At 42.0% G+C, this 25,879-nt stretch carries 23 protein-coding genes; 18 read left to right on the top strand and 5 right to left on the bottom strand.

Features of this window, described 5'->3' with window-relative positions:
• Positions 1–70: 70 nt before the first annotated feature.
• Positions 71–1,948, bottom strand: coding sequence for a glycoside hydrolase family 97 catalytic domain-containing protein (locus ACEN9X_RS07700; RefSeq protein WP_413669818.1), 1,878 nt, complete (start codon positions 1,946–1,948; stop codon positions 71–73).
• A gap of 462 nt (positions 1,949–2,410) precedes the next feature.
• On the opposite strand from ACEN9X_RS07700, the gene ACEN9X_RS07695 reads away from it, so the two are divergent.
• The 7 genes from ACEN9X_RS07695 to ACEN9X_RS07665 all read left to right on the top strand — a co-directional run bounded on the left by ACEN9X_RS07695 (position 2,411) and on the right by ACEN9X_RS07665 (position 9,952).
• On the top strand, positions 2,411–3,316 hold the full coding sequence (locus ACEN9X_RS07695) for a DUF4271 domain-containing protein (protein ID WP_413669817.1): 906 nt from the start codon (positions 2,411–2,413) through the stop codon (positions 3,314–3,316).
• 18 nt (positions 3,317–3,334) lie between these two features.
• A complete protein-coding gene (locus ACEN9X_RS07690; protein WP_119407058.1) occupies positions 3,335–4,093 on the top strand; it encodes a uroporphyrinogen-III synthase in 759 nt (252 codons plus the stop codon).
• Between the two features lie 253 nt (positions 4,094–4,346).
• Positions 4,347–5,663 (top strand): SUMF1/EgtB/PvdO family nonheme iron enzyme, encoded by a 1,317-nt coding sequence (locus ACEN9X_RS07685; protein ID WP_413669816.1) that lies wholly within the window; start codon positions 4,347–4,349, stop codon positions 5,661–5,663.
• 68 nt (positions 5,664–5,731) lie between these two features.
• A complete protein-coding gene (gene gldL, locus ACEN9X_RS07680) occupies positions 5,732–6,535 on the top strand; it encodes a gliding motility protein GldL (RefSeq protein WP_413669815.1) in 804 nt (267 codons plus the stop codon).
• A gap of 42 nt (positions 6,536–6,577) precedes the next feature.
• Positions 6,578–8,098, top strand: coding sequence for a gliding motility protein GldM (gldM, locus tag ACEN9X_RS07675; protein ID WP_413669814.1), 1,521 nt, complete (start codon positions 6,578–6,580; stop codon positions 8,096–8,098).
• Positions 8,099–8,104: 6 nt separating this feature from the next.
• Complete coding sequence (gldN, locus tag ACEN9X_RS07670) at positions 8,105–9,079, top strand: gliding motility protein GldN (RefSeq protein ID WP_413669813.1); 975 nt, start codon at positions 8,105–8,107, stop codon at positions 9,077–9,079.
• 477 nt (positions 9,080–9,556) lie between these two features.
• Complete coding sequence (locus ACEN9X_RS07665) at positions 9,557–9,952, top strand: hypothetical protein (RefSeq protein WP_413669812.1); 396 nt, start codon at positions 9,557–9,559, stop codon at positions 9,950–9,952.
• Positions 9,953–10,029: 77 nt separating this feature from the next.
• Here the strand turns inward: ACEN9X_RS07665 and uvrC are convergent, their stop codons facing one another.
• From uvrC to ACEN9X_RS07645, 4 genes are all read right to left on the bottom strand, one after another.
• On the bottom strand, positions 10,030–11,850 hold the full coding sequence (gene uvrC / locus ACEN9X_RS07660; protein WP_413669811.1) for an excinuclease ABC subunit UvrC: 1,821 nt from the start codon (positions 11,848–11,850) through the stop codon (positions 10,030–10,032).
• Positions 11,851–11,928: 78 nt separating this feature from the next.
• A complete protein-coding gene (locus tag ACEN9X_RS07655; RefSeq protein ID WP_413669810.1) occupies positions 11,929–12,312 on the bottom strand; it encodes a four helix bundle protein in 384 nt (127 codons plus the stop codon).
• A gap of 51 nt (positions 12,313–12,363) precedes the next feature.
• Positions 12,364–14,628, bottom strand: a complete 2,265-nt coding sequence (locus ACEN9X_RS07650; protein ID WP_413669809.1) for a transglycosylase domain-containing protein — start codon at positions 14,626–14,628, stop codon at positions 12,364–12,366.
• 3 nt (positions 14,629–14,631) lie between these two features.
• Complete coding sequence (locus tag ACEN9X_RS07645) at positions 14,632–17,604, bottom strand: tetratricopeptide repeat protein (protein ID WP_413669808.1); 2,973 nt, start codon at positions 17,602–17,604, stop codon at positions 14,632–14,634.
• A gap of 70 nt (positions 17,605–17,674) precedes the next feature.
• Here ACEN9X_RS07645 and ACEN9X_RS07640 point away from each other — a divergent pair, with 70 nt between their 5' ends.
• The 11 genes from ACEN9X_RS07640 (at position 17,675) to ACEN9X_RS07590 (ending at position 25,825) form a co-directional block, all read left to right on the top strand.
• Positions 17,675–17,905, top strand: coding sequence for an AtpZ/AtpI family protein (locus ACEN9X_RS07640; RefSeq protein ID WP_413669807.1), 231 nt, complete (start codon positions 17,675–17,677; stop codon positions 17,903–17,905).
• A gap of 4 nt (positions 17,906–17,909) precedes the next feature.
• On the top strand, positions 17,910–18,290 hold the full coding sequence (locus ACEN9X_RS07635) for a hypothetical protein (protein ID WP_413669806.1): 381 nt from the start codon (positions 17,910–17,912) through the stop codon (positions 18,288–18,290).
• Between the two features lie 14 nt (positions 18,291–18,304).
• A complete protein-coding gene (gene atpB, locus ACEN9X_RS07630; RefSeq protein ID WP_413669805.1) occupies positions 18,305–19,387 on the top strand; it encodes a F0F1 ATP synthase subunit A in 1,083 nt (360 codons plus the stop codon).
• A gap of 45 nt (positions 19,388–19,432) precedes the next feature.
• Positions 19,433–19,642, top strand: a complete 210-nt coding sequence (gene atpE, locus ACEN9X_RS07625; protein WP_091171878.1) for an ATP synthase F0 subunit C — start codon at positions 19,433–19,435, stop codon at positions 19,640–19,642.
• A 99-nt stretch (positions 19,643–19,741) separates the two neighbouring features.
• Positions 19,742–20,236 (top strand): F0F1 ATP synthase subunit B, encoded by a 495-nt coding sequence (atpF, locus tag ACEN9X_RS07620; RefSeq protein ID WP_413669804.1) that lies wholly within the window; start codon positions 19,742–19,744, stop codon positions 20,234–20,236.
• A gap of 123 nt (positions 20,237–20,359) precedes the next feature.
• Positions 20,360–20,902 (top strand): ATP synthase F1 subunit delta, encoded by a 543-nt coding sequence (gene atpH, locus ACEN9X_RS07615; protein WP_413669803.1) that lies wholly within the window; start codon positions 20,360–20,362, stop codon positions 20,900–20,902.
• Positions 20,903–20,944: 42 nt separating this feature from the next.
• Positions 20,945–22,519 (top strand): F0F1 ATP synthase subunit alpha, encoded by a 1,575-nt coding sequence (gene atpA / locus ACEN9X_RS07610; RefSeq protein ID WP_413669802.1) that lies wholly within the window; start codon positions 20,945–20,947, stop codon positions 22,517–22,519.
• Between the two features lie 145 nt (positions 22,520–22,664).
• On the top strand, positions 22,665–23,552 hold the full coding sequence (gene atpG, locus ACEN9X_RS07605; protein WP_090530320.1) for an ATP synthase F1 subunit gamma: 888 nt from the start codon (positions 22,665–22,667) through the stop codon (positions 23,550–23,552).
• Between the two features lie 554 nt (positions 23,553–24,106).
• The gene (locus ACEN9X_RS07600) at positions 24,107–24,490 is read left to right on the top strand and encodes a hypothetical protein (protein ID WP_413669801.1); all 384 of its coding nucleotides are present in this window, start codon (positions 24,107–24,109) and stop codon (positions 24,488–24,490) included.
• Positions 24,491–24,672: 182 nt separating this feature from the next.
• Positions 24,673–25,566, top strand: a complete 894-nt coding sequence (locus tag ACEN9X_RS07595) for a DUF4349 domain-containing protein (protein ID WP_413669800.1) — start codon at positions 24,673–24,675, stop codon at positions 25,564–25,566.
• Positions 25,567–25,627: 61 nt separating this feature from the next.
• A complete protein-coding gene (locus ACEN9X_RS07590) occupies positions 25,628–25,825 on the top strand; it encodes a hypothetical protein (RefSeq protein WP_413669799.1) in 198 nt (65 codons plus the stop codon).
• The last annotated feature ends 54 nt before the right edge of the window (positions 25,826–25,879 follow it).

Genomic DNA, 25,879 nt, shown 5'->3' with positions numbered 1-25,879 from the left:
GGAAGTGCATAGAGCATGGCCTGGCATGCGGCTATGCTCTACACACGCCACATGCCATATAACGCCTTGTTTATTGCAACATAGCTACAAAGCCGCCTCCCGGCGATAGCTTCAGAGTAATCGTATCTGTTGGATTGAGTAATCTTTCTTCGCGATGGACAGATGCGTTGGTATCTGCCCCATCATATATCAATGTGCCTTTCGTTGAGTGTTGCAGAAAGTTTAACGGAACCTTTATTTCGCGTGCATCGGCACCATTCATTACGCCAACCCACCAGGTGTTTCCTTTTCTGCGTGCATAAGCAACAACTTCCCCCATTTGGGTACAGCTTAAAACTTTTGTCTCATCCCAGGTTGTAGGTATCTTCTGAAATAAATCAAACATTGGGCTCTCCAGGTAAAATTTATATTCGTCTGCGAAATGCGTGATAGGAGAAAGATATACAATGGATTGAGCAAATTCATGGGCCCAGGTGAATTTTTGCGATGTAAGTTGCTCCGGATTTAGTATCACCGGGGTAAAATCTGCAGCACCGGCAGTAAAACGTGTAAATGGTAAAGATACCTCATGTTCAAACGGCGCTACTCTTTTATACCGGGTCATGTGATATTCGTTACCCCTAACGGCTTCCCTTGTAATATCCATGGGATAGGTTCTTGTTAATCCTGTTGGTTTTACACTTCCATGAAAATTGAGCATCAGTTTAAGGTCTGCGCAATCTTGCATGGTACCCATGTACCATTGCATAATGGAGGACGTTGGGTAAGGGATAAAATCGATTTTAATACCTGTCGCACCCAAATCTTTGATTCGCTTTAGATACGCATAGCGCGCCGCCGCCGATCGCATTTCTTTAGAATCAACCCAAACAATTGATTTTACACCAACACTTTTTCCGTATGATATTACATCTCCCAAAAGCTGCCATTGATCTTTACCTGGCTCACTCCAATTTCTCCACCCGTCATCCACTAAATAATATTCCCATTTTAATTTAGCCGCCGCATCATACCAACTTTTTTGGTCGGCGAACCTGGGGGCGCCAACGCTCCACCATTGCCATAAGCAACGGCCTGGCATTACCCAACTAAAGTCGCTGCCTTTTTGCGGTGCCGGGCACAGATTCATGAGCAGGTCTGAGTTTACAAGTTCAGTTAAATTTGAGGCTATGATGGTTGCTCTCCATGGAGATACTTTTTGCTTTTCATAAATACCTTTAAGTACAGCATGTCCGGCACTACTGTCCGGTTTTACTTCCCATCCCTTAGGTGCAAAAGGGAAGTTTGCTTTAAAGGAATTTTCATGGCGTATAAAAGACATGTCTGAAAAGTCTTCGCAATCTGCTTCGGAAACAGATGCAAAAAGCCCGTTTACATTAAAAGTTAAGGGACCCATTATTGGTGTATTTTGAGGAACAGACGGCAACGAGGTTACATGGCTTAAGCCTTCATAACTTTCGCTATAATCCGACCAGGCAACCTGCTCTACTTTTCCCGAAAACGCCCACGAGGTTGAGTCGGCATTGATTTTTTGGGTATTATAAGGTAATGTGTAGCGTACAGCTATACCATCATTATAAGCGCGCACTATCAAGTTGAATTTCTTCCCGGCTGTTATTAACGGAATCATCATCTCGTTGGCTTCATTATGTGCCAATTTGTGAGCCCCATTAACGATATAAGTTTCTTTTATCTTTTTATTTGAAGGGGCACCGGCAAATTTGGTTTCAACACCCAGGTCGGTACCATCAACAGTTAAACCCAGGCGAGACGGGGCTATCAGCATTGCATTATTAACTGCTGCTTTATATAACAATTTGCCTTTTGAAATGAATATGCTGACATTAATTTGCCGATTGGGGCTGCTAACTATAACGGTGTTTTGCAGGGCATATCCTTTGTAGGATAAACACAGGATTAATAATAATAACCGGATATTTATTTTCATAATTTACACTTTTTGGCATTTAAATTATTATATGTAAAATTTAAATGTTCCAGATCGGCATTTAGGTTAACTGTTTAATTATTGGTTTTGATCTCACGCTGATTATTTGACCATCAGGCTGTTAATAATCTTTAGGTTTAGCCTAAATTTCTCATTAATCCGTTAGGAGGTTAGTTATCGCAGCTAATGTAACAACAAATATATTTTGCCGATTTCTCCTCCGATTGTATTAATTAGACTTTTCTTTATAAGAATCCGACTTTTTAATAGAGGGCAGGGACTAAGCGTTCAAATAAAATTCAAAAAAAATATTAATTGATAAAATTCTGGTTCAGATAATTACCCTACTTTTGCAAAAAATAATAAGCCCTGTTTTAAGCTTTGAGAATCCGTTTGGTTATTTGGTGTTGCCTGCTTTTTTTGTTGAATGGCGTTGCCGCTTTTGCGCAACAGGATTCAACGGTGGCTGATACACCTTTAAAATCACCTGTACGTGCTTTTCGCCCCGGCAATTCGGTACTTGATTCGGTGGCCAACGCCATGCAAAACAGGGATAAATTTATTGCCGATTCCGTTGCTATGCGTTACCTCAGGGTGCCCGACGCTGCCATGCGCGCCGAATACGCCGATAGTGTTTTTGCCCGCGAATTATATCATGGATATGGCTTTCTTGATCTTCATTCAAGGTCAAAAAGCAGGGTAATGGAAGGGCACTACCGTCCCTCGCGTGATCCCTGGGTTATTGTGATTATTATTGCCATGCTGCTATATACAGCTATCCTTAATCTTGCCCTCAGTAAAGATGTAAGTAATGTATTTACCTCTTTTTATAGCAAGCGCGTGCTTTCAATAGCCGGTAAAGAAGAGAGTCCGGTTAGCTCCTGGGCTTTCCTGGGTTTATTTTTACTGTTTTGCGCTACGTTTGGTTTGTTTTTATATCAACTGGCGGCGTACAAAGGCGTTTATTATAAAATAGCAGGCAGCGGCCTGTTTACCTTCCTTACCATTGTGATTATTATATTGTTCTCGTTTAAGTTTTTAATACTCAGGTTTTTAGGGTTTGTGTTTGATATTAATAAGCTTGTGAGCGAATATCTTAATATTCTGCATCTTACCTATTTTAACATATCGTTTGTTTTTTTACCGGTAGTTATCTGTTTCAGCCTGCTCGGGGCGCAATATATCCCGGTATTACTAACAGCCACACTCGTTATAATCATCGTAATTTTTATATGGCAATATATCAGGAGCAGCGTAAATATAATTTCTACCTTTCGATTTCATAAGTTTTATTTATTTACGTATCTTTGTGCCCTCGAAATTTGCCCTGTTTTGATTTTAATAAAGGCATTGAATATTAAAATTTAGGTTATTAAAAGCACTGAATTGGAAGATAGAAAGAAAAAGGTTAAAAGCATACTGGTTACTTTGCCTAAGCCCGAAAATGATAAAAATCCTTACGCCGAGCTGGCTAAAAAGCTTAACCTGAAAATTGATTTCAGATCATTTATTCATGTTGAGGGTGTGCCTGCAAAGGATTTCAGAAAAGAGAAGATCAATCTGGCTGATTTTAGCGCGGTGATCTTTACCAGTCGTAACTCGGCCGATCATTTTTTTCGCATATGCGAAGAAATGCGTTTTGAAGTGCCGGTTGAAATGAAATACTTTTGTCTTTCGGAAACCATTGCGCTTTATCTTCAAAAGTATATTCAATACCGCAAACGCAAGATCTTTTTTGGCAAGCAAACAGCTGCCGACCTGGCAGAGGTATTGAAGAAACACTCATCCGAAAAGTTCCTTTACCCGTGCTCAGATGTTGCTGCCGAAGAAACCCAGCGCTTTTTGCTGGAGAACGGGTATAACTTTACCCCGGCTGTGCTTTTCCGCACTGTTTGCAGTGATCTTTCAGATTTGGCTGATGTGTTTTACGATGTTATAGCATTTTTTAGCCCGTCAAGTATACAATCGCTGTATAAAAACTTTCCCGATTTTAAACAAAATAATACACGCATTGCCGCCTTTGGGGCAACTACCCATAAGGCTGTGCTTGAGGCTGGTTTAATTTTGGATATACCTGCTCCAACCCCTGTTGCGCCATCAATGACCATGGCTATTGAGCAATATGTAAAGCTTGTGAATAAGTAGATTATAAATTTATTTAACCCGGCTGCAACTTTTTATAGTATTTACCCGTATAACCGCTAACTAATTGTCATATTAACAATTGGTTAGCGGTTTGTTAATTATATGGCGTTTTGTGCTGTATTGATAAGATAAGTATACAGTTTATCGGTTCATAAAGCCAAAATATCGTTTTTTATAGCTTACATTGAGTAAAATGTAATATATTCGGGCGTCGCATTGTGTTATAGTTATATAACTGATTTTGAATTGTAAAATGAAGCAGATATACTTTTTAGTAGTAGTTTTAGCAGGTAGTGTATTAAGTGGTTGTGGCCGCGGCGGTGGCGACCGGGGTGAAGTTGTGGGGGTTCCTGCAAGGTCGTTTAGGGCCGAAGTTCCTTACGGCATGGTTTATATTCCGGGTGGAAGCTTCCTTATGGGGCAAACTGATCAGGACGTAACTTTTGCCCAGATAGCGCAAACCAAACAGGTTACAGTTTCGCCATTTTTTATGGATCAAACCGAAACCAGCAACAGTCAGTATAAAATGTTTGTTAACTGGGTTCGCGATTCAATAGCAATTAGCAGTTATATTAACGATAATAAATATTTCATTCAGCCTAAAGCCGGAGCCGGCAACAACAATGGTGGCAAAAAGTTCATTAACTGGGATTATGTTAAGAAAAATCCTATCTGGAGCAGCAAGAACGGCCAGGCAAGCAATGCCCAAAAATTGCAGGGTATGTATTACCAGGGTGATGATCGTGTATTTGACCGTAATGAGGTTGACGTTCGCCTGCTAAAATATAATTACGCTTTGTTTACCCTGCGCGATGCAGCAGATCACCATAATGATAAATCAAAACATCGTTCTGATTTCATTGTACGCGATACCGTGCCTGTATATCCTGACACCTTAGTTTGGTTAAGCGATTTTTCATACGCTGCAAACGAGCCAATGGTTGAAAGCTATTTTTCACATCCTGCTTTTCGTAATTACCCTGTTGTGGGTGTAACATGGAGACAGGCAAGGGCTTATAGCGTATGGCGTACACGTTATAATGATGCTTATAAAGATAAACGCCGCTTACCTCACCGCGCTCCATATAGCTTGCCAACAGAAGCTGAGTTTGAGTATGCAGCACGTGGCGGCAGGATAGGTACCGATTATCCGTGGGGTGGCCCTTATATTAAAAATGCTAAAGGTTGCTTGCTGGCAAACTTTAAACCCGGTCGTGGTAATTATACAGATGATGGCGGGGCATATACGGTTCCTGTTCGTTCATATTTCCCTAATGATTACGGCTTATATAATATGGCAGGTAACGTGGCCGAATGGACATTATCTGCTTTTGACGAATCGGCATCGACATTTGTGCACGACCTTGCACCAACCTTTAATTACGAAGCTAAATCTACCGACCCCGAAATATTGAAACGTAAAGTTGTACGCGGTGGTTCATGGAAAGATATAGGATATTTTCTTCAAAATTCAACCCGGACCTACGAATACCAGGACACCGCTAAATCATATATCGGTTTCCGTTGTGTAACCCATTATTTAGGGCGCGACATCACAGACAAACGCTAATTCAAATTAGTTAAAGCAAGCAAACAATCAAATCAAAAAATAACAAAGTTTACTTCTGAATTATTATTATGGCTGGAAAGAAAAAACCTTACGGAATAGGTAACATCGTATCATGGGGTGCTACAGTGGTGATTATAGGGTTAATGTTTAAAATTTTGCACTGGCCTGGTGCCACCTACTGGATAGCAGGAGGGCTTATTACTGAAGCTATACTGTTTTTTATACTGGGTTTTCAGAGAGAAGACAAAGAAATTGATTGGGTACGCGTATACCCCGAGCTGAGCGAAGATTTTCAGGGCGAGCTTCCAAAAGCAACTGTTAGAAACGCTGGCGTTAATGCTGGTCCTTCAACAACGGCTGCTTTGGATAAAATGATGGAAGATGCCAAAATCGGCCCCGAGCTGGTGCGCAGCCTTGGCGATGGTTTACGTTCATTTGGTGATAAAGTAGCAGCTATATCACGTGTTACCGATGCCGGTGAAGCTACTATTGCGTTTACAAGCAAGGTTAAAGATGCAACTGCAAGCTATGAAAAGTTAAGTGTTTCTTTTGAAAAAGCATCGGCTAATTTAAATGAGATGGCTAACTCAAATGTCGACTCAAAGGCTTATCATGATCAGGTTAACCAATTAGCTAAAAACTTATCGGCACTTAATGCTGTGTACGAGCTGGAATTACAAGATTCAAGCGCGCATTTAAAATCAATGAATAAATTTTATCAGAACCTTGCGCTTACCATGAACAACTTTAATGAATCAATGGACGATTCAAGGCAGTTTAAGGAAGAGGTTGGTCGTTTGGCTAAAAACCTGGCATCATTAAACGCTATTTATGGTAACATGCTTACTGCCATGAACCAGCCACGTGTTTAATTATAATTAATTGATTGATTACCAAGAAAAGAATTAGAATAGATGGCCGGAGGTAAGGAAACCCCAAGACAGCGAATGATAGGTATACTATACCTGGTACTATTGGGCCTTATTGCCCTTAACGTACCGGATAGCCTGTTAGACGCGTTTAAGAATATTACAAATAGTTTGGATGCATCAACCAAAAACGTTAACACTGGTTTACAGGCCACATATAGCGCTTTTGAGGCTACCAAACTGAAAGAACAAGCTGAAAGGGCTAAGCCTATTTATGATAAGGCTAAACAGGCAAGTGCTATAGCTGCAGAACTAAATACTTACGTTGAGCAGTTAAAAGCCAAATTGATTGCAGAAGGTGGCGGCATTAACCCGGAGATTGACGATGTTAACGCCCGGGATAATCTGGATATTTCGCCCCGTATCATGATCAACCAAAGAAATGGGGAAAAGCTGAAAGCTAAAATTGACGAAACCCGTCAAAGACTGCTTCAAGCCCTGGGTAAAGACAGCGCGGGTGTACAGTTTTCACTGAATACCATAGCACCCAAGCCACATGGTGATGTTAAAAAATCATGGCAGGAAGCTAACTTTGGCGATGGTATACCGTTAGGTGCAGCGCTTACTACTTTAGCCAAAATAGAAGCTGATAATAAGAATGCCGAAAATGAAGTTGTTAAGAAGTTATTAGGAAAAATTGATCAGGCACAGGTTACACTTGATAAATTTAGTGCTGTAGTGGTAGCTCCAAGCAGCTATGTTATAGCCGGACAACCTTATACTGCCCAGATCTTTTTAACTGCTTACGATTCAAAATCAAACCCTGATATTACTGTTAATGGTAGCAGGGTTTCTGTAACAGAAGGTAAAGGTAATTATACCATTACCGCAAGCGGTGAAGGAAAACATAGCGTGGAAGGTTTTATCACGGTAAAAAATAATACAACCGGCAAAAATGATTCATATCCCTTTAAGCAGGAATATACGGTTGCAAGGCCCTCGGCGGTTATTTCTCCTGATAAAATGAATGTGCTTTATATAGGTGTCCCTAACCCTATCTCTGTATCTGCACCGGGAGTATCTGCAAGCGACTTAAACGTGCATTTTAGCGGAGCCGGCTCTTTGAGCGGTTCAGCTGGACATTATACGGCTACAGTAAGCAGCATAGGCAGGGCTACTATTTCTGTTAGTGGTGCAAAAGGAGCAGTATTAGGTTCAACAGAGTTCCGTATTAAAAGGATCCCTGACCCTAAGCCACAATTTGCCGGTAAAAGCGGTGGTAACACCAGCTCGGCCAATATCAAAGCGCAGGACAGGCTTTTTGCCCAGCTTGATAACTTTGACTTTGATGCTAAATTTAACGTAACGCACTTTACTATGCTGGTTGTAAAACCACGCCAGGATGCCATTATTTTATCAGGCTCGGGCGGTGAGTTAACCAGTGCTATGCACAGTGCTTTAAATACGGTTACACCAGGAACTACTGTGATATTTAAAGATATCATTGCAGTAGGCCCTGACCATTCACCACGGTCACTTGACCCGATTGTATTATCCGCAAATTAAGCGCGTATGAAAAAGAGAATTTTAGTTGTTATCCTGTGCCTTGCATGCGTAAGCGCCTACGCGCAAAAAAAGCGTACAAAAAGGCCTGCAAAAAAAACAACCACAGCCAGACAAGTAACGCAGAAACCTGTACAGGTTCAACCGGATAACGTAACCAGCCAGCAGCCGCTTGATACAGCACGTAAAATCGCCGCAAAACCTTTTGACAGGCCACTTGATGGTTACTATAAGAAAAATAATATCATTAATGCCAAGGTTACACCTTACCCTAACCTGCGCGAAAATGATGTTGCGTTTGCAAAACGTGTTTGGCGTGAAATTGATGTACGCGAAAAAATGAACCAGTACCTGGCTTCACCTAAAGGTCGTTTAATTGACGTGTTGCTGGATGCCATTACCAGGGGCGAGCTTACAGCTTATGACCCTACTCCGGGTAAAAAAGATGATCCGGGAGGCGATGGTTTTACCACTCCTTTAACAGGTGCCCAGGCCCGCGGCCGTTTAGCATCTGACAGCAGTGTAGTTGAAAAACGCGATAAGGACAATAACGTTATATCATCAACACTTGTTGCTGGCGAATTTAATCCGGATAGCATACTTAAGTTCCGTATCAAGGAAGATTGGATCTTTGACAAGCAGCGCTCGGTGTTTGAGCCCCGCATTATCGGTATTGCTCCAATGATCAAACCCAAAGGAACCGGTACACTTGATGTAGACTATCAACCAGCTTTTTGGATATATTTCCCTGAAGCACGCCCGGTACTTGCAACTAAAGAGGTAGTTAGCCGCAGCAGTGATGCCACAGGTTTAAGCTTCGACGACGTATTTATCAAACGCATCTTTACCAGCTATATCGTAAAAGAAAGTAACGACAAGGATGAGCGTATAAAAGATTATGCCCAGGGCATTGATAAGCTTTACGAATCGGAAAGGATTAAAAAATCCCTTTTAGATTGGGAGCTTAACCTTTGGCAGTACTAACAGGGTAAAGATTAAACAAGATTTTACAAAACAGGCGATGAATTTTCATCGCCTGTTTTTGTTTTATGAGCCTTTTGCTTTTGGAGTTTATCATGGGGCTTAAAAGTAAAAATATAGAGTCATGTTGAACTTGTTTCAACATGACTCTCGCTAATCAACTATGCTAAGCAAATCTGCTACTTGTGGGGTGGGTTGCCGAAACAAGTTCGGCACGACGTTGCGATGGATTTAATAGGCCATTCTCACCTCCCGCCTGACCAATAACTTAAAGCTTTCGACCAACTCCCCAAAAAATCCGACCAACTCCCGAAAGTGGGGTAAATAGTGCCTTTTTAGCGTTTGCCGAGCCCTTTCGGGGCTTTGTCTATTTATATCAACAGCTGGTATAACTCTTTTTAGCAGTCAAAATATATGTTGTTCATTTGATCATTGAAAACAACAACACAACATATTTTAAAACATTAAAACCTTAAAGCCATGAAAACCTCAATAAAATTATCAGCCTTATTTGTATTATTAACTGCAGGTGTATTTGCTACCACAGTAGCCAAAGCCGACGAAGGTAATGCCGACATTACTCCCAAAGCCAAAGAAGTTGTAAGCTTTAAAGCCCTTGACCACGATCGCGGCTTGAAAGTGAACTTCGCCAAAACTGAAAGCGGAAAGTCAGTTGTAAAGGTTTACAATAAAGATAATGAGCTTTTATTGAAAGACATTGTGCCCAGCAAAACTGATGTGAGCAAAGGCTATGTGTTAAACGGTTTAGCAGATGGTGAATACACTATGGAAATCTACACTAATAACCAGGTGGTTAAAAAATCAATCCATGTTTACCAGGATGGCGATCAAAAATCATTTTATATAGCTCAGTAATAAAAATTACTACCTCAATATATAAAGAAGGCCCGGTTGATTGAACCGGGCCTTTGTTTTTTAGAAAATCTCAGATATTAGCCTTGTTCAATCTCTGCTCCGCCACCAAAATACATTAATATTGCTTTAGCCTGTTTAAGATTCACTACTTCAAGCAATGTTTCTTCATTAGCTTCCCTGATCTTCTTTACCGATTTAAAGTACTTAAGCAGCTTTTCGGCGGTAGTTTTGCCTATGCCTTCTATCAGTTCAAGCTCGGTCACCAATGTGCCTTTATCGCGTTTTTTACGGTGGAAAGTGATCCCAAAACGGTGGGCTTCATCGCGCAGGTGCTGGATCACTTTAAGCGTTTCTGATTTTTTGTCGAGATATAACGGATATTGGTCATTAGGATAGTAAAGTTCTTCCAAACGTTTGGCGATGCCTATTACAGTTACTTTTTTATCTATACCCAATAATTTGAGACTGTGCATAGCCGATGATAACTGCCCCTTGCCGCCGTCAATTACGATAAGCTGTGGTAACTCCGTCCCTTCATCCAGCATGCGGCGGTAACGACGATGTACGGCTTCTTCCATAGTGGCAAAATCGTTAGGGCCTTCAACGGTTTTAACATTGAAGTGGCGGTAATCCTTTTTAGATGGTTTTCCATCTTTAAATACCACAATGGCCGATACCGGGTATTTGCCCTGGAAGTTAGAGTTATCAAAACATTCAATATGGCGTGGCAGTTGGTTCATGCGCAGGTCTTTCATCATCTGCGTAAGTAAGCGCTCGGTACGAATCTCTGGGTTCAGCTTTTCGTATTGGTCAATCTTTTCTTTTTTGAAGAACTGTACATTCTTTTGCGAAAGATCAAGCAGCTTACGTTTTTCGCCGAGTTTAGGTACCGTGAATTTGATGTTAGGATGGTCTTCAAGGTCGATATCAAACGGAACAATGATTTCCTTGCTGTCGCTACTGTAACGGCTCCTGAACTCGGATATGGCCAGCGTGAGCAATTCCTCATCGCTTTCATCAAGCCGTTTTTTTAGCTCGATGGTTTGCGTTTGGATGATAGTGCCATTCATCACCTTGAGGAAGTTTACAAAAGCGAGTTTCTCTTCAGATGCAATGCTGAACACATCCACATCGGTAATAGATGAGTTAACAACGGTTGATTTGCTCTGATAATTTTCAAGCAGTTCAAACTTGCGTTTAAGCCGGTGGGCCAGTTCAAAGTTCATCTCCATGGCAGCAGCTTCCATTTCATTTTTTAAACGACGAAGAACCGCACCTATTTTGCCATTAAGGATATCTTTAATTTCCTCGATGCTATTATCATAGTCTTCTTCGGTTTGATAGTTTTGGCAGGGGCCTTTGCAGTTACCCAACTGGTATTCCAAACAAACCTTAAACTTACCTTTGTCTATGTTTTCGCGGGTGAGCTGCAGGTTGCAGGTACGTAATGGATAAGTTTCTTTAATAAGCCCTAAAATATTATGCATCATACTAACCGATGCATAGGGGCCAAGGTATTTGGAGCCATCTTTTATGATACGGCGGGTCCAGAAAATGCGTGGGTAGTTTTCGTTCTTAATGATGATCCATGGGTAGGTTTTATCATCCTTAAGCATTACGTTGTAACGCGGCTGATGCTTCTTGATCATGCTGTTTTCCAGCAGCCAGGCATCAACCTCAGTGTCAACGATGGTAAAAGTTATAGCACGGATTTTGGATACCAGTACCCTTGTTTTGGCATTAATATGGATATCCTGGTTAAAGTACGAGCCAACACGGTTGCGCAGGTCCTTGGCTTTGCCAATATATATTAACTCCTGCTCACTATCCCAGTATTGATATACCCCGGGTTTGTGGGGGATATTTTTTAGTGCTGCCCTATAATCGAATTGGTTCATTAGTTCATTAGTTCACTGGTTCATTGGTCTGCTTGGTGATTGTCCCCTGCTTTACCAATAAATGCAGTTTATCGTTTATTACTCTCCCTTGTCATTTCCGTCCCGCTTGCCAATGAATTTAAGGTACGCATTTAATTTGAGATGAATGACCTGGAGCTTTTCAAACAGATCGTTGAATTGCTCCTCCGTTATCAGATTTCTTTTCTTTGACTTTTGTAGCCAGCCTTTTGTTTCCAAAATTGAACCACGGCTAAAGTAACAGAAATTGCGGTTTTCTTTATAGTGGTACCTTCCATAGCCTTCCGCGATATTTGCACTGATAGAATCAGCTGAACGGACTATTTGTTTTCCAACAGTGTCCTTAGTAAAATAGTCCCATGAGCTTACAATAAACCAAATCTCATCACTAAAACTATCAGCCAATCTGTATACCTCTAAATCTTCGAGCGAGTGATGACTCATACTATTGAACTATTTACCAATGAACTAATGAACAAGTGAACCAATGAACTATCAAAATCCCAATTTCTTATCTACATCAGTAGTTCCCTGTTGCTGCTGGTTATAGGCTCCGCAATCCAATATGATGCTAACCCCGTTTGCAGGGGCGTCAAAATCAACATTCTTTTTAATACCCAATGCCTGGTTAGCGTACACCTTTTTCATGTACATGGCAAATATTGGCAGGGCGCTGTTAGCTCCTTCCCCAAGGCGGGTGCTCTGGAAGGCGATATCACGATCTTCACAACCTGTCCACAAGCCGGTAACCAGTTGTGGGGTTATGCCGATGAACCAACCGTCGGAGTTATTTTGGGTTGTTCCTGTTTTGCCGCCGATCGGGTTGCGCAAGCCGTATTTGTAGGCTAACCTTGAGCCGGTACCATCTTCAATAACACCTTTAAGCATGTAGGTCATTACATAAGCTGTTTGCGGGTTCATGGCTTGCACCACACGTGGAGTATGCGTATACAATACGTTGCCATTTTTATCCTCGATGCGTAAGATATAAGTAGGTTCTGTCCACAAACCGTGGTTAGCGAAGGCCGAGTAAGCAGCCGTCATCTCAAAAACTGAGGCATCAAACGTACCCAAACATATTGAAGGATAAGGCGGAACATTAGTTGTGATGCCCATTTTTTTGATCAGCTCAACAACAGGCTCCGGTTTAACTTCGCCCATAACGTGGGCGGTAACCCAGTTTTGCGAATGTGCTAAAGCCTGCCTTAAAGTAATGAAACCCTGTAATGTTTCGGATGGTGAGGAGCGCGGGCACCACGGCGCACCATAACCGCGGATGGTATCAGGCACGTTATTGATTTTCATACATGGAGAGTAACCATTATCAATAGCCACGGCGTAAGTAAACGGTTTGGCTGTTGACCCTACCTGGCGTGTGCCGTTCTTCACCTGGTCATACTTAAAGTGTTCAAAGTTGGTACCGCCCACCCAGGCTTTAACATAGCCGGTTGTTGGGTCCATACTCATGAGCGCATTACGCAATAACATCTTACTATAAATGATACTGTCGATAGGACGCATCATGGTATCGATATTGCCATGCCAGGTAAACAGGTTAAGCATGGTTTTGGTCTGGAAGTTTTCCTGAATTTCTTCGTCAGATTTTTCCTGTTGTTTCAGTTGCTTGTACCTGTCGGATTTTTGCATACCCTGATCAAGCAAAAACTTAAAGTTGTGGATGCTTTTGTACAGGTTACGGCCGCGCCAGTGATCATTGAATTGAGCCTGCAGGTCCTTCATGTAATCGCGCTGCGCATCCTCCGCATATTGTTGCATGGTGGCATCAATAGTGGTATATATTTTTAAACCGTCGCGGTCAAGATCATAAGGAGTGCCATCCGGGTGGTTAATGTTCTGCTCTTTGAAGATCTTTTGAACTTCTTTCTTCAGTACCGAACGGAAGTAAGGGGCAAGGCCGTCAAAGTGATTATTCTGGTGAAAATCAAGGCCAAGGGGTTTGCGTTTATATTCTTCGGCCTGGCCTTCGCTCAGAAAACTTTGCTCAACCATACGGTTTAATACCAGGTTACGTCTTTTAAGTGCATTATCCGGGTGGCGGATAGGGGAATAAATGCCCGGCCCATTAACCATGCCTATTAACAAAGCGGCCTGATCGGGTGTTAATTTATCGGGCGTGGTATTAAAATAGGTATGCGCTGCCGATTTAATGCCATAAGTATTGTAAGCGCCAAAATCAACCGTGTTGAGGTACATGGTCAGGATCTCTTCCTTGGTATAATGACGTTCAAGCTTAACAGCCGTAACCCATTCCTGTAGTTTTTGAATGATCCGTTTAAACGGATTGGCCGATCGTTCGGAGAAAAGGTTAAGTGCCAACTGCTGGGTTATAGTACTGCCGCCCTGTTTTTGCCCGATGAGCAAATGCGCGAAAATGGTAAAACTCCGGCCAAAGTCGATGCCCGAGTGGTCATAAAAGCGTTTATCTTCAGTAGCAACCAAAGCATTAATCACGTTGGGCGACAATTCGCGGTAAGTAACGTTTGACCTGTTTTGAATATAGTAAGTACCTAAAACCTGCTTATCAGATGAGATGATCTCTGTAGCCTGGTTGCTTTTGGGGTTTTCCAAATCGCGGAACGAAGGCAGCTGCCCAAATACATCAAAAATGGTAAGCGTTATCATGATAATCACAAAAGCAAAAAGGGCTATCACTGTACGCCATATGTACCAGTTGTATCTTCTGATATCGGCAGGCTGAAGTTGATTTTTCGAGTTAAACCTTGTATTAGTGGTTCTCATTTTTTAATAAAATTTCTGGTAGTAGTCAAAATAACTATCCAATATACTTTGGGTTGCTAATTTATCCAGATTTTCTTTGGTAATGATAAAAAAGCTGTATTTGTCCCTCGGTACCTTCATAATATCGGGTAGCAGGGGTACAATGGTGCGGGCATAATCCTTGGCATCGGCAAGGCTGTAAAAGCGGCCAACATATATCAGCTGGTTATTATCGCCAACGGTTTTTACGTGGTGGATAACTTCGCTGCGTGTATATCGGGTACGGTTAAACTGCCCTACACCAAAACGCGTTGAGGCCAGATTAGTTGTACCACTGGCAACATTTATCACAAAGTAATAGTTGGTACTATCGCGCTTGCCGAATATATAGTTTACCGCAGGCGTTTTATTGATGGCAGCCGCCGGCGCCGTAGCTATGGTATCTATTTGTTTTGGCACAGGCTGTGCGGCGATATCGCGTGAAGTATCCGGCATTTGATGCTGCGGCAAGGGTATCTGCCCCACGGCAAGTTGTTTTGGTTGTTGAATTGCAGCCTGTTGAATTTGTGGTGCCGATGTTTTGGCCCCGGCTATTACACGCGTATCCCGCTCGGGCAACCGCTCCTGGGGAGTGACGTTTTGAGCCGATGGCGTATATGGCGGGCGATACTCTGTTTGCTTTTGGTAGGCTACCGGCGGGGTAAACGGGATTTCGTTAGGATCGTCATTAAACAACACAACCGGGCGGGCGGCTATCTCGGTTTTGTTTGAATCGATATAAGCAAGATGCTGGTTAACCAGTGGGGCAATGAGTTTATCCTGCGGATATTTTGCGGCTATCAGTTGCAGATCGGCCTGAAATGGCGGCAGCTTTTCCATGTGCCCGGCGGCAATGGTCTTGAGGTAATATAGTTGGGCTGCGTACCTGTTGTCGGGGTATTTGTTAAGCAGGTCGTTTGCCTTTTCGATCACCTGGGTATATTGTTTTTGCGAGTACAGATCATATACCTGGTTGTAAAATCCGTTAAATTCGGCATCAACATCGGCCATTTTACGGGCATAATCAGGATCGAGGATAACCTTGGCGAAAATGCTTTCGGGGTATTCTTTCAATAGCCTGTTTTTGTAATCATTTGATTTTGCCGAGTCGACATCGGCATAAAGCCTGTACAGGTTATAATAAATTGAAGGCTTATCGCTGTTTTGAGGGAAACGGGTAAGCAAAGTTTCATAAGTGGCAATAGCTTCCTTTTTATCTTCCAATATGTCGCGATAAAAGTTGGCCATTTCAAAATAGGCGTTATAGATTCTGAAATTTGATTGCTGCAGGAGAGCAGGGGTAAGGGGCAGGTTTTTAACCAGGTCCTGTCGATAGGTGCCCGCCGATACGTTAGTACTATTATAAGCAACGCTGCCGACCGGTGCATCCGGATCATTAACTTGTGAACCACCAATGCCGGTATTGGCTGTAGGAATACCTGTATTTGAACGCCTGCTACGGCGCCAGTTATCTTCAAGCTTTCGGTTACCCCATAAACGCTTAAAGTCATTATAACCCTGGCTTACGGCACCATTATTGTAAAAGTAAAAAGTACTGCCGCTGTTTTTGTTAGAGGATGACGAATTATTGTTCCTGTCGAAGGCATTTGGCATCGCACCATTATTGGCATTGGCTGCAGCGCTGGCACTCGCTTCCAGGGCGGCCTGTTGCTGCTGACGTGTTTTACGGGCTACCATTTCGTCTATTTTGGCATCGCGGGCTTTCTCATCCAAAGCGGCAAGCATTTGCAAGGTATCCTCGCGTGATATGGTTTCGAGCAGACGGGTAAGGATTTGCAGGTTATCGGCCTTTTTGCGGATGAGCTGATAGCCGGGATAATTTATCGACAGATTATTCAGCGTGCTATCATAATAAAGCCGGGCGCTTACATAGTCGGCTTTGTTTTTAAAATTGATATCGGCAATGCGGAGGTAGGAGAGACCCTTTTGATTCTGGTTTTTAGTGCTTACCCTTACCGATTTTTTATAGCTTTTGAGTGCGTTGTCAATTTCTCCTGCTTTAAATTGTTGTTCGCCTATCTGGTAATAGATCTGGTCGAAAAAATCGGTGTTGTCGCTGTTTTTAAGCAGGGCACGCAGCAGGTCTATTTTATTAACCTTAATACCATTTTGATTATCTCGGATCCTGATGCGGTTAAGGTTGGCGTTAAAGGCCATTTCAAAACTTGCATTACTTTTAACTATGCGGGTATAGCTTTCGTAAGCATCGGCCGGTTTTAGGTTAAGCTCCTGAAGCTGGCCCAGAATAAATGTCCAGCGGAGTTTAAGGTTGCTGATATAACTATACTTAATAGCCAGTTTTGCCATCTCTTCGGCTTCGGCATAGTTTTGGGTTATAATATCATATTGCAGTTTGGTAGCATAAACATCAGCCGTAATATTTTTTTTAGGATTAATATCCTGCACGGCCGAATCAATTACCAGTTTGGCTAAAGGCAGCTGGTTCAGGTACATGAGCCCGCGGGTTTTCCACACCAAAGCTTCCTGCTTTAGATTGACTTGTTTGCCAAATGAACGGGTTACGTAGTTGAAATATTCAACCGCATCAAAATAATTAGCTTCGAGATAGCGCGATTTACCCAGCACCAGGTAGGCATCGCCTAAATAATGGCTTTGCTCTTTAATGCTGATGATCTTGTTGGCTTTTACAACGGCTTCTTCCAGGTCCTTGTCAGGAGTTCCTGTTTGCACGGTTGTATCAGGATATACATTTAAAATTTCGCTGTAAGCATCCGGAAACGATGCGGCGTAGCTTTCTTGCTTGAGCCTTAAGATTTCGTTGGCATTAAATAATATATTGTAGTGGGCAGTAAGGTTTTGCATGGTGCGGTTAAAACCGCTTTGTTTTTCAAGCGAGCAACCTGCCGCTATCAATATAACTGCAAACAGAAAAAAAATGCTGGTGTTTGGTTTATAGGATGATGATAATCGCCTCAATGCAATACGGTAGTTTAAAAAGCATTGCTAAAATACTAAAGATTATGCAATAGGTTTAATAAATTTGCGCATGCCCGAAAATGAACAAAATAAAGAAGATGAGATTGGTAAGCAGGTTAATAACTACGCTAAGTTTACCGGTATCGCATTTCAGATGATTGCGATTATCGGTATTTGCGCCTTTGCCGGCTACAAGATAGATGAAAGTGCCGGGCACGAGGTAAAGTGGGTTACCGCCGCGCTTTCACTTGCCGGGGTGTTCATTGCATTATTCCTTGTTATACGATCTGTAAAAAACTAAAAAATTGCTGCGAGTTATCCTATCCTTTATCCTGTTTGTAATTATCACGGCAATCCCCCCGGTTTTGGTTAATTATACCGGCCATGCCAACTGGCTCGTGCCGCGCTTTTGGCTCATCTTTTTTTTTATATCGATGCTTACATTTATCACCGTTTTTCTGGTGAATTTTGTGGGTAAGATCAACTACTCGTTGTACACCCAAACCTTCCTTGCTGCTACCACAGTTAAGATTTTAGCAGCAATGTTTTTCGCCCTGTTTTTCCTGATGAAGGTGAAACCAAACAACGGGATTTTCCTGGCCAATTTTTTTTACGTTTATTTCTTAAACATAGCCTTTGAAATTTACGGTTTGTTGTGTACCTTGCGCAACCAAAAATTAAAGTAAAAAACTCTCTGCTAATGGATTTTAGGCCTGTTTTGAACTCAAAAAAAATCACCTTAGGTATCGTTTTAAGCGTTTTTTCGCTGTTTGTATCCGTAAAAGCACTCGCTTTACAAGAAAAAAATCCTGCTGAGCCCGCCACCGAAACAAAGGAAGAAGCCAAATTTGATCCGACTGAAACCATTATGGAGCACATTTCGGACTCACATTATTTCCACATGGGTGGAAAACTTGCTATGCCCCTTCCGGTAATACTTTACACTGATAAAGGCCTGGAAGTTTTCATGTCTTCGGTATTTGAAGAAGGCGAAAAAATTCATGAAGGTAAGTACCATAAATATGCCCTTATTCATGATAAAATAAAGGCAGTAACCGGTGAAGACAAAACAATTGACACTACTGCTACAGTTTTTGATCTGTCAATTACTAAAAACGTAGCTTCGATGTTATTGTCAATGGTGATTTTACTGTTGATTTTCCTGAGCATCGCATCAACTTATAAAAAACGTGTAGGCAAAGCGCCGAAAGGTTTACAATCGTTCCTCGAGCCAGTTATTTTGTTTGTTCGTGATGACATCGCGTTGCCAAACATAGGTTACAAGTACGCGCGCTTTATGCCGTTATTGTTGACCGTGTTCTTCTTCATCCTGATCAATAACCTGATTGGCTTGGTGCCGTTCTTCCCCGGTGGATCAAACCTTACCGGTAATATCGCGGTAACCATGGTGTTATCAGTAATTACCTTATTGGTAGTTAACCTTAACGGTAACAAACACTATTGGGCGCACATTTTTGTGCCGAGCTCTGTGCCGGTTTGGTTGTGGCCGTTATGGTGGGTTGTGGAGTTACTGGGTATCTTTTCAAAGCCATTCGCGTTAATGATCCGTTTGTTCGCAAACATTACAGCAGGCCACATCATTGTGCTTGCCCTGATATCGCTGATCTTCGTTTTCAAAAGCGCTTACGTTTCGCTGGTTTCGGTGCCTTTTGTAGTGTTTATGGATGTGCTTGAGTTGTTGGTAGCAGGCCTGCAAGCTTTCATTTTTACACTGCTTACCGCCCTGTTTATTGGTACTGCCATTGAGGAGCACCATCATTAATTAGTAAATAACTATAACATATATTAACATTTTAAATTTAAAATCATGATTGGAAGTATTGCTGCATTAGGTGCAGGTTTAGCGGTAATCGGTGCTGGTATCGGTATCGGTCAGGTTGGTGGTAAAGCCATGGAAGGTATATCACGTCAGCCGGAAGCTGCTTCAAAAATCCAAACTGCCATGATCATTGCTGCAGCTCTTATCGAAGGTGCTGCTCTGTTCGGTGTGGTAGTATCATTCCTGGGCTTACGTTAATCAGCTCAAAGAAAATTAAGAACCGCCGCCGGAGCGGTTGGCGCCGGGGCGGTTCTTATTAAAATGTTTTATTAAAGTAGAAAAAGAGATCAATATAAAATGAATCCATTAGTTACCCCGGAATTAGGCTTAGTTGTTTGGACTACAGTAGCTTTCGCATTTCTGTTTTTTATATTAGCTAAGTTTGCCTGGAAACCTATCATGGCCGCCATTGGCGAGCGTGAACGTTCAATTGAAGATGCTTTATTGAAAGCTGAAGCCGCTAAAGAAGAAATGAGCCGTTTAACCAATGAAAACGAATCATTGATTAAACAAGCCCGTGCCGAGCGCGACCTGATATTATCTGAAGCCCGTAAAGCCAAAGATCAAATCGTATCTGATGCTAAAGAACTTGCTCACAAAGAAGGCGCACGTATGATTGAGCTTGCCCGTGTTGAAATTAACAACCAGAAAGCTATTGCTTTGGCCGATGTTAAGAACCAGGTAGCTACTTTATCTTTAGAGATTGCTGAGAAAATCCTTCGCAAGCAGTTTGAAGATCAGCAGCAGCAAGACGAACTGGTAAGCCAGTTATTAAAAGAAGTGAAGTTATAAGATTTCGGATTTGGGATGTGGGATCTCGGATTTATTCCGGGTATATTCGCTGATCAGTTTAAAAGCCGAAATTCAAAATAAAAATTCCGAAATCGAAAATTCGAAATCCGAAATAAAAAAGAAATGTCAGAAATCACGGTAGCAACCAGGTACGCCAAATCGATCATTGATCTTGCACAGGAACAAGGAATTGTTCCTGTGATCAAAGCCGATATGGACCTTTTCTTAAAAACCCTGAAGGGCAGCCCCGAACTGGTAGCAGTATTGGCTAATCCTATTATATCTCACTCAAAAAAGGTTAAGATCCTTGACGAGATATTTTTAAATAAGGTTAACAAAACTACACTCGCTTTCTTTAAGCTGATGGTTAACAAAGGCCGTGGCGAGGTATTATACTTTACTGCCGGCGAGTACATTAACCAGTACAACGTTAAAAACCACATCACCAAAGCCAATGTTACATCGGCTACGGAACTTTCTGCAGCTAATAAAGCAATCCTGATTGCAGAGTTACAGCAGAGCATTGGCGGTACCGTTGTATTAGATGCTAAGGTTGATCCGGCGCTGATAGGCGGTTTTGTTTTAACCGTTGGCGACAGGCAGGTTGATACCAGCATTGCTGCAAGCCTGAAGAAATTGAAAAAGGAATTTGCTGTTCAAGCATAATTAATAAGTATTAAAAGTAAAACTCTAAATAAATTTTAAACAATGGTAGAGGTAAGACCAGACGAAGTATCAGCAATTTTGCGTCAGCAGTTGGCCGGCTTCAAGTCAGAATCTGAATTAGAAGAAGTGGGTACTGTACTCCAGGTGGGTGACGGTATCGCACGAGTTTATGGATTAACTAAAGTACAGTCGGGCGAGTTGGTTGAATTTGGCACTGGATTGCAAGGCATCGTACTTAACCTTGAAGAAGATAACGTGGGTGTGGTATTGTTAGGCAGGTCTGACGATATTAAAGAAGGTGATACCGTTAAACGTACCAACAGGATTGCATCAATCAACGTAGGCGAAGGCATGCTTGGCCGTGTTGTTGATACTTTGGGTGCACCTATTGATGGTAAAGGCCCAATCAACGGTCAAACTTACGAGATGCCGCTTGAGCGTAAAGCTCCTGGCGTAATCTATCGTCAGCCGGTAACTGAGCCATTACAAACCGGTATCAAAGCTATCGACGCAATGATCCCTATCGGCCGTGGCCAGCGTGAGTTGGTTATCGGTGACCGTCAAACCGGTAAAACTGCGGTTTGTATCGATACTATCATCAACCAAAAAGAATTTTATGATGCAGGTAAGCCTGTAATCTGTATATATGTGGCTTGCGGACAAAAAGCATCAACTGTTGCTAACATCGTTCGTACGCTTGAAGAGAATGGCGCAATGCCTTACTCTATCGTAGTTGCTGCCAACGCTTCAGATTCTGCTACCATGCAGTTCTTTGCTCCGTTTGCAGGTGCTGCCATCGGCGAGTACTTCCGTGATACAGGCCGTCCGGCTTTGATCATCTATGATGATTTGTCAAAACAAGCGGTTGCTTACCGTGAGGTTTCATTGTTGTTACGTCGTCCACCGGGCCGTGAGGCTTACCCAGGTGACGTATTTTACCTGCACAGCCGTTTATTAGAGCGTGCCGCTAAAATCAACGCAAATGATTCTATCGCGCAGCAAATGAACGATCTTCCTGAGTCTATCAAAGGCATCGTTAAAGGTGGTGGTTCATTAACTGCATTACCTATCATTGAAACGCAGGCTGGTGACGTATCTGCATACATCCCAACCAACGTAATTTCGATCACTGACGGTCAGATCTTCCTGGAGTCGAACTTGTTCAACGCAGGTGTTCGTCCGGCTATCAACGTAGGTATCTCTGTATCACGTGTAGGTGGTAACGCGCAGATCAAATCAATGAAGAAAGTTGCCGGTACTTTGAAACTTGACCAGGCTCAGTTCCGTGAGCTTGAGGCTTTCTCAAAATTCGGTTCAGATCTTGACGCTTCAACCAAAAATGTGTTAGACAAAGGTATCCGTAACGTAGAGATCCTTAAACAAGGTCAATACTCTCCGGTAACTGTAGAAAAACAAGTTGCTATCATTTACCTGGGTACTAAAAACTTAATGCGTAATGTACCGGTAAATAAAGTAAGGGAGTTCGAAACCGAATTTACCGATCAGTTAGAAGCTCGTCACCCTGAAGTTTTAGCTGCCCTTAAAGCAGGTAAATTTGATGATCAGCTTACCGGCGTACTGGAAACAGTAGCTAAAGAACTGTCAGCAAGGTATTAATTTTAGATATGAGATGTTAGATGTGAGATTTGAGACTTTTCTCTTTCCCACATCTGACGTCATTATAAATTAGATAAACAGATTGAAGGTGCAGATGTGAGCTTATCTCAAATCTCATATCTCAAATCTCACATCTCAATAACGAATGGCTAATTTAAAAGAAGTAAGAAACAGGATCAAATCTGTATCATCAACCCAGCAGATCACCAAGGCTATGAAAATGGTTTCGGCTGCTAAGTTGAAACGTGCTACCAACGCTATTATTCAGCTACGTCCTTACGCAAGTAAGTTGAAAGACCTGCTGGCTAACTTATCTGCAAGTTTGGAGGATAACACTTCTCCGTACCTTCAGGAGCGTGAGCCGGTACGTGTATTGGTAGTTGTGGTATCATCAAACCGTGGTTTGGCCGGTGCTTTCAACACTAATGTTATTAAAACTGCCAATAACCTTATTGCCGAAAAATATCCTAAGCAGCTTGCTGCCGGTAACGTATCTATCGTTGCTATCGGAAAAAAAGCACAGGAGTTTTATCAAAGGCGTAAGTACAACGTAATTGGTAACAACAATGACCTGTACTCGGACCTTAACTTCGAGAATGCTTCAAAAATTACCGAAGCTATCATGCAGGGTTTTGTTAACGGCGATTACGACCGTGTGGAGCTGGTGTATAACCACTTCCGTAACGCTGCAGTACAATACCTGATCACTGAACAGTTATTACCGGTGCCAAAGGCCGAGAAGAAAGAGGAAGTAAAGGCAGCTAACGTTGATTACATCCTTGAACCATCACAACAGGAAATTGTTGAGCAATTGATCCCTAAAAATATCAAGATCCAACTTTACCGCGCTGTATTGGATTCAAACGCATCTGAACACGGTGCACGTATGACAGCGATGGATAAAGCAACCGAAAATGCCGGTGAGCTTTTGAAATCATTAAAGCTTTCATACAACCAGGCGCGTCAGGCAGCCATTACTACCGAGCTTACCGAGATCGTGAGTGGTGCGGCAGCCCTTTCAGGCGGCAACTAAGTTTAAAATACTTTTATATAAGAAAAGGCTTTCCGGGAGGAGAGCCTTTTTTGTTGGGTGTGGATGTGGAACCTTAAAGCTGGCCGAAGTTTAGCGATAGCGTAACTTCGTCCTAAAACAATGCAAGCATTCTGCTTGCGCAGCATATAGTTTATTAATACTGATCAATGTTTAGCGATAGCGTGACTTAGTGTTAAAATGAGGCAAACATCCTGCTTGCACAGTAATAAGTATATACAGATCAGTTCAACGAATCATTTTACATTGATGATTAGGAAGGGCGATTATTTATTACAGTTAAGCTGAAAGCTTAACACATTTTAGGTCGAAGTTACGCTATCGCTAAACTTCGACCAGAGGAGGTTACCTAAATCTATATTCGTATCCATGGGCCGCAAATACACTTTTTACGAACACGATCAACTTTATTTTGTAAGCTTTGCCACGGTAAACTGGATAGACGTTTTTGTGCGCCGAATTTATTGTGATATAATAGTCGACAGCCTTAAGTATTGCATAGAAAATAAAGGGTTGGAATTGTACGCTGGTGCATCATGTCGAGCCACGTGCATTTGATCATTAGCACCGAAAAAGGTAACTTGTCAGATATCTTACGTGATTTGAAAAGACATACATCCAAGACAATTTTAAAAGCCATCGCTGAGAATATTCAGGAAAGCAGGCGCGAATGGTTATTATGGATGTTTGAACGCGCAGGGAAACGGAATGCAAATAATGAACAATACCAGTTTTGGCAGCAAAGTAATCATCCTATAGAATTATCGACACATCAGATGCTGATACAAAGGTTAGATTATTTACATAATAATCCGGTTGAATCTGGAGCTGTAGAGTATCCACCTGAATATTTGTATAGTAGCGCCAAGGATTATTATTTAGATAGGGATGGTTTATTACCAATTATTCGTTTAAGCTGAAAGCTTAAACCATTTTAGGACGAAGTTACGCTATCGCTAAACTTCGACCAGTACTTTCTGCCATCAGATAAATGTCCCCAAACCAATCGGCGAAATCATCATATTCATAACAAAAATCAATGGTCAGGGTTACCTCCTGCCACTCTTTTGTATCAATGTATACCAAAGAAAATTAAACAGTTATGAAAACAAAATTATTCCTGGCGTTGCTGGCGGGCGTGTTGCTGCTGGGCGCATGTAAAGGCTCAAATTATGAAGCTATCCGCGATGAAAAGGCTTCTTCATCAAGTGCAGATACGGTGGCTAAGATAACCGACACATCAAAGGTGGATATCCCGATAACCAAATTGGTAAAAACTGCCGACATGCGTTTCAAGGTAAAAAATGTTCAACAAACAGGCGATGCTATAGCGGTACTCACCGTTCGTGATGGCGGCATGGTGATGCATCATCAAATGCAGGCCGATGTAGAACGATCGGAAGATATTCGCGTGAGTAATGACTCGGTTAAACGAGTGTCGGCCCTTAGAACTAACGCCGACATGGCGGTTAAACTTCCTTCAGAGAAGCTTGAAAGCTTTATGACCGAAGTTGCCCACATGGGGATGTATGTTACGCTCCGGAAAATGGATATTGAAGACAGAACGCTTGACTACCTGTCAGAAAAACTGAAATTAAGAAACCGCCAGGACCTGGTAGATCAGCAAAAGAAAGGTAAAGTGGTTATCAAAAATCCGGTGAATGTGATGTTGCTAAAAGATGATATGGTTGATCAGCAAATTGGCAATATGCGCACAGATGAAGCCGTAAAATACAGCATTGTTACCCTTAGCTTTTACCAAAGCAATTTTATCAACCAGGAAATGATAGCTAATGATGACCCTTCTGCCTATCAGTTGCCTTTTGTTAACCGCCTGGCTATAGCATTCAATAATGGCTGGCAACTTTTTGTTGAACTGATCCTGGGCCTGGCTAATCTGTGGGTATTTATAATTTTAGGCATAAGTTTGTGGGCGATGTATCGGTATTACAAACGCAAACACCCGGCATGGTTTGCCGGCGGCATAAAATCATAAAAACTTTGTCGCTTTTTCGGTAAACATTTCTATTTTTGCGCAAACATTAAAAATCGGTACCATGGAATCAATGGAAAATGCTAACGCAGAAGGTCACTACAAATTATTAACTGTAGCTATTATTATCGGTATAGTAGGTGTTTACCTGCGTTTTGCCGGCGATGCCAATTCGGGCTTCATGTATACTTCTATTTCAAACATTATCCTGATCATAGGTGTCCTGATTGCTTTGAAATGCGTTTTTTCCATCATGAAGTAACTCCCCTAACAGGGAAATGATATAAAAAGCGCTTTCATTTTGAAGGCGCTTTTT

This window comes from Mucilaginibacter sp. Mucisp86, from assembly GCF_047324315.1.
Lineage (GTDB): Bacteria > Bacteroidota > Bacteroidia > Sphingobacteriales > Sphingobacteriaceae > Mucilaginibacter.
Note: the sequence above shows the minus strand (reverse complement) of the source record. Positions and strands in the feature narration are given on the sequence as shown.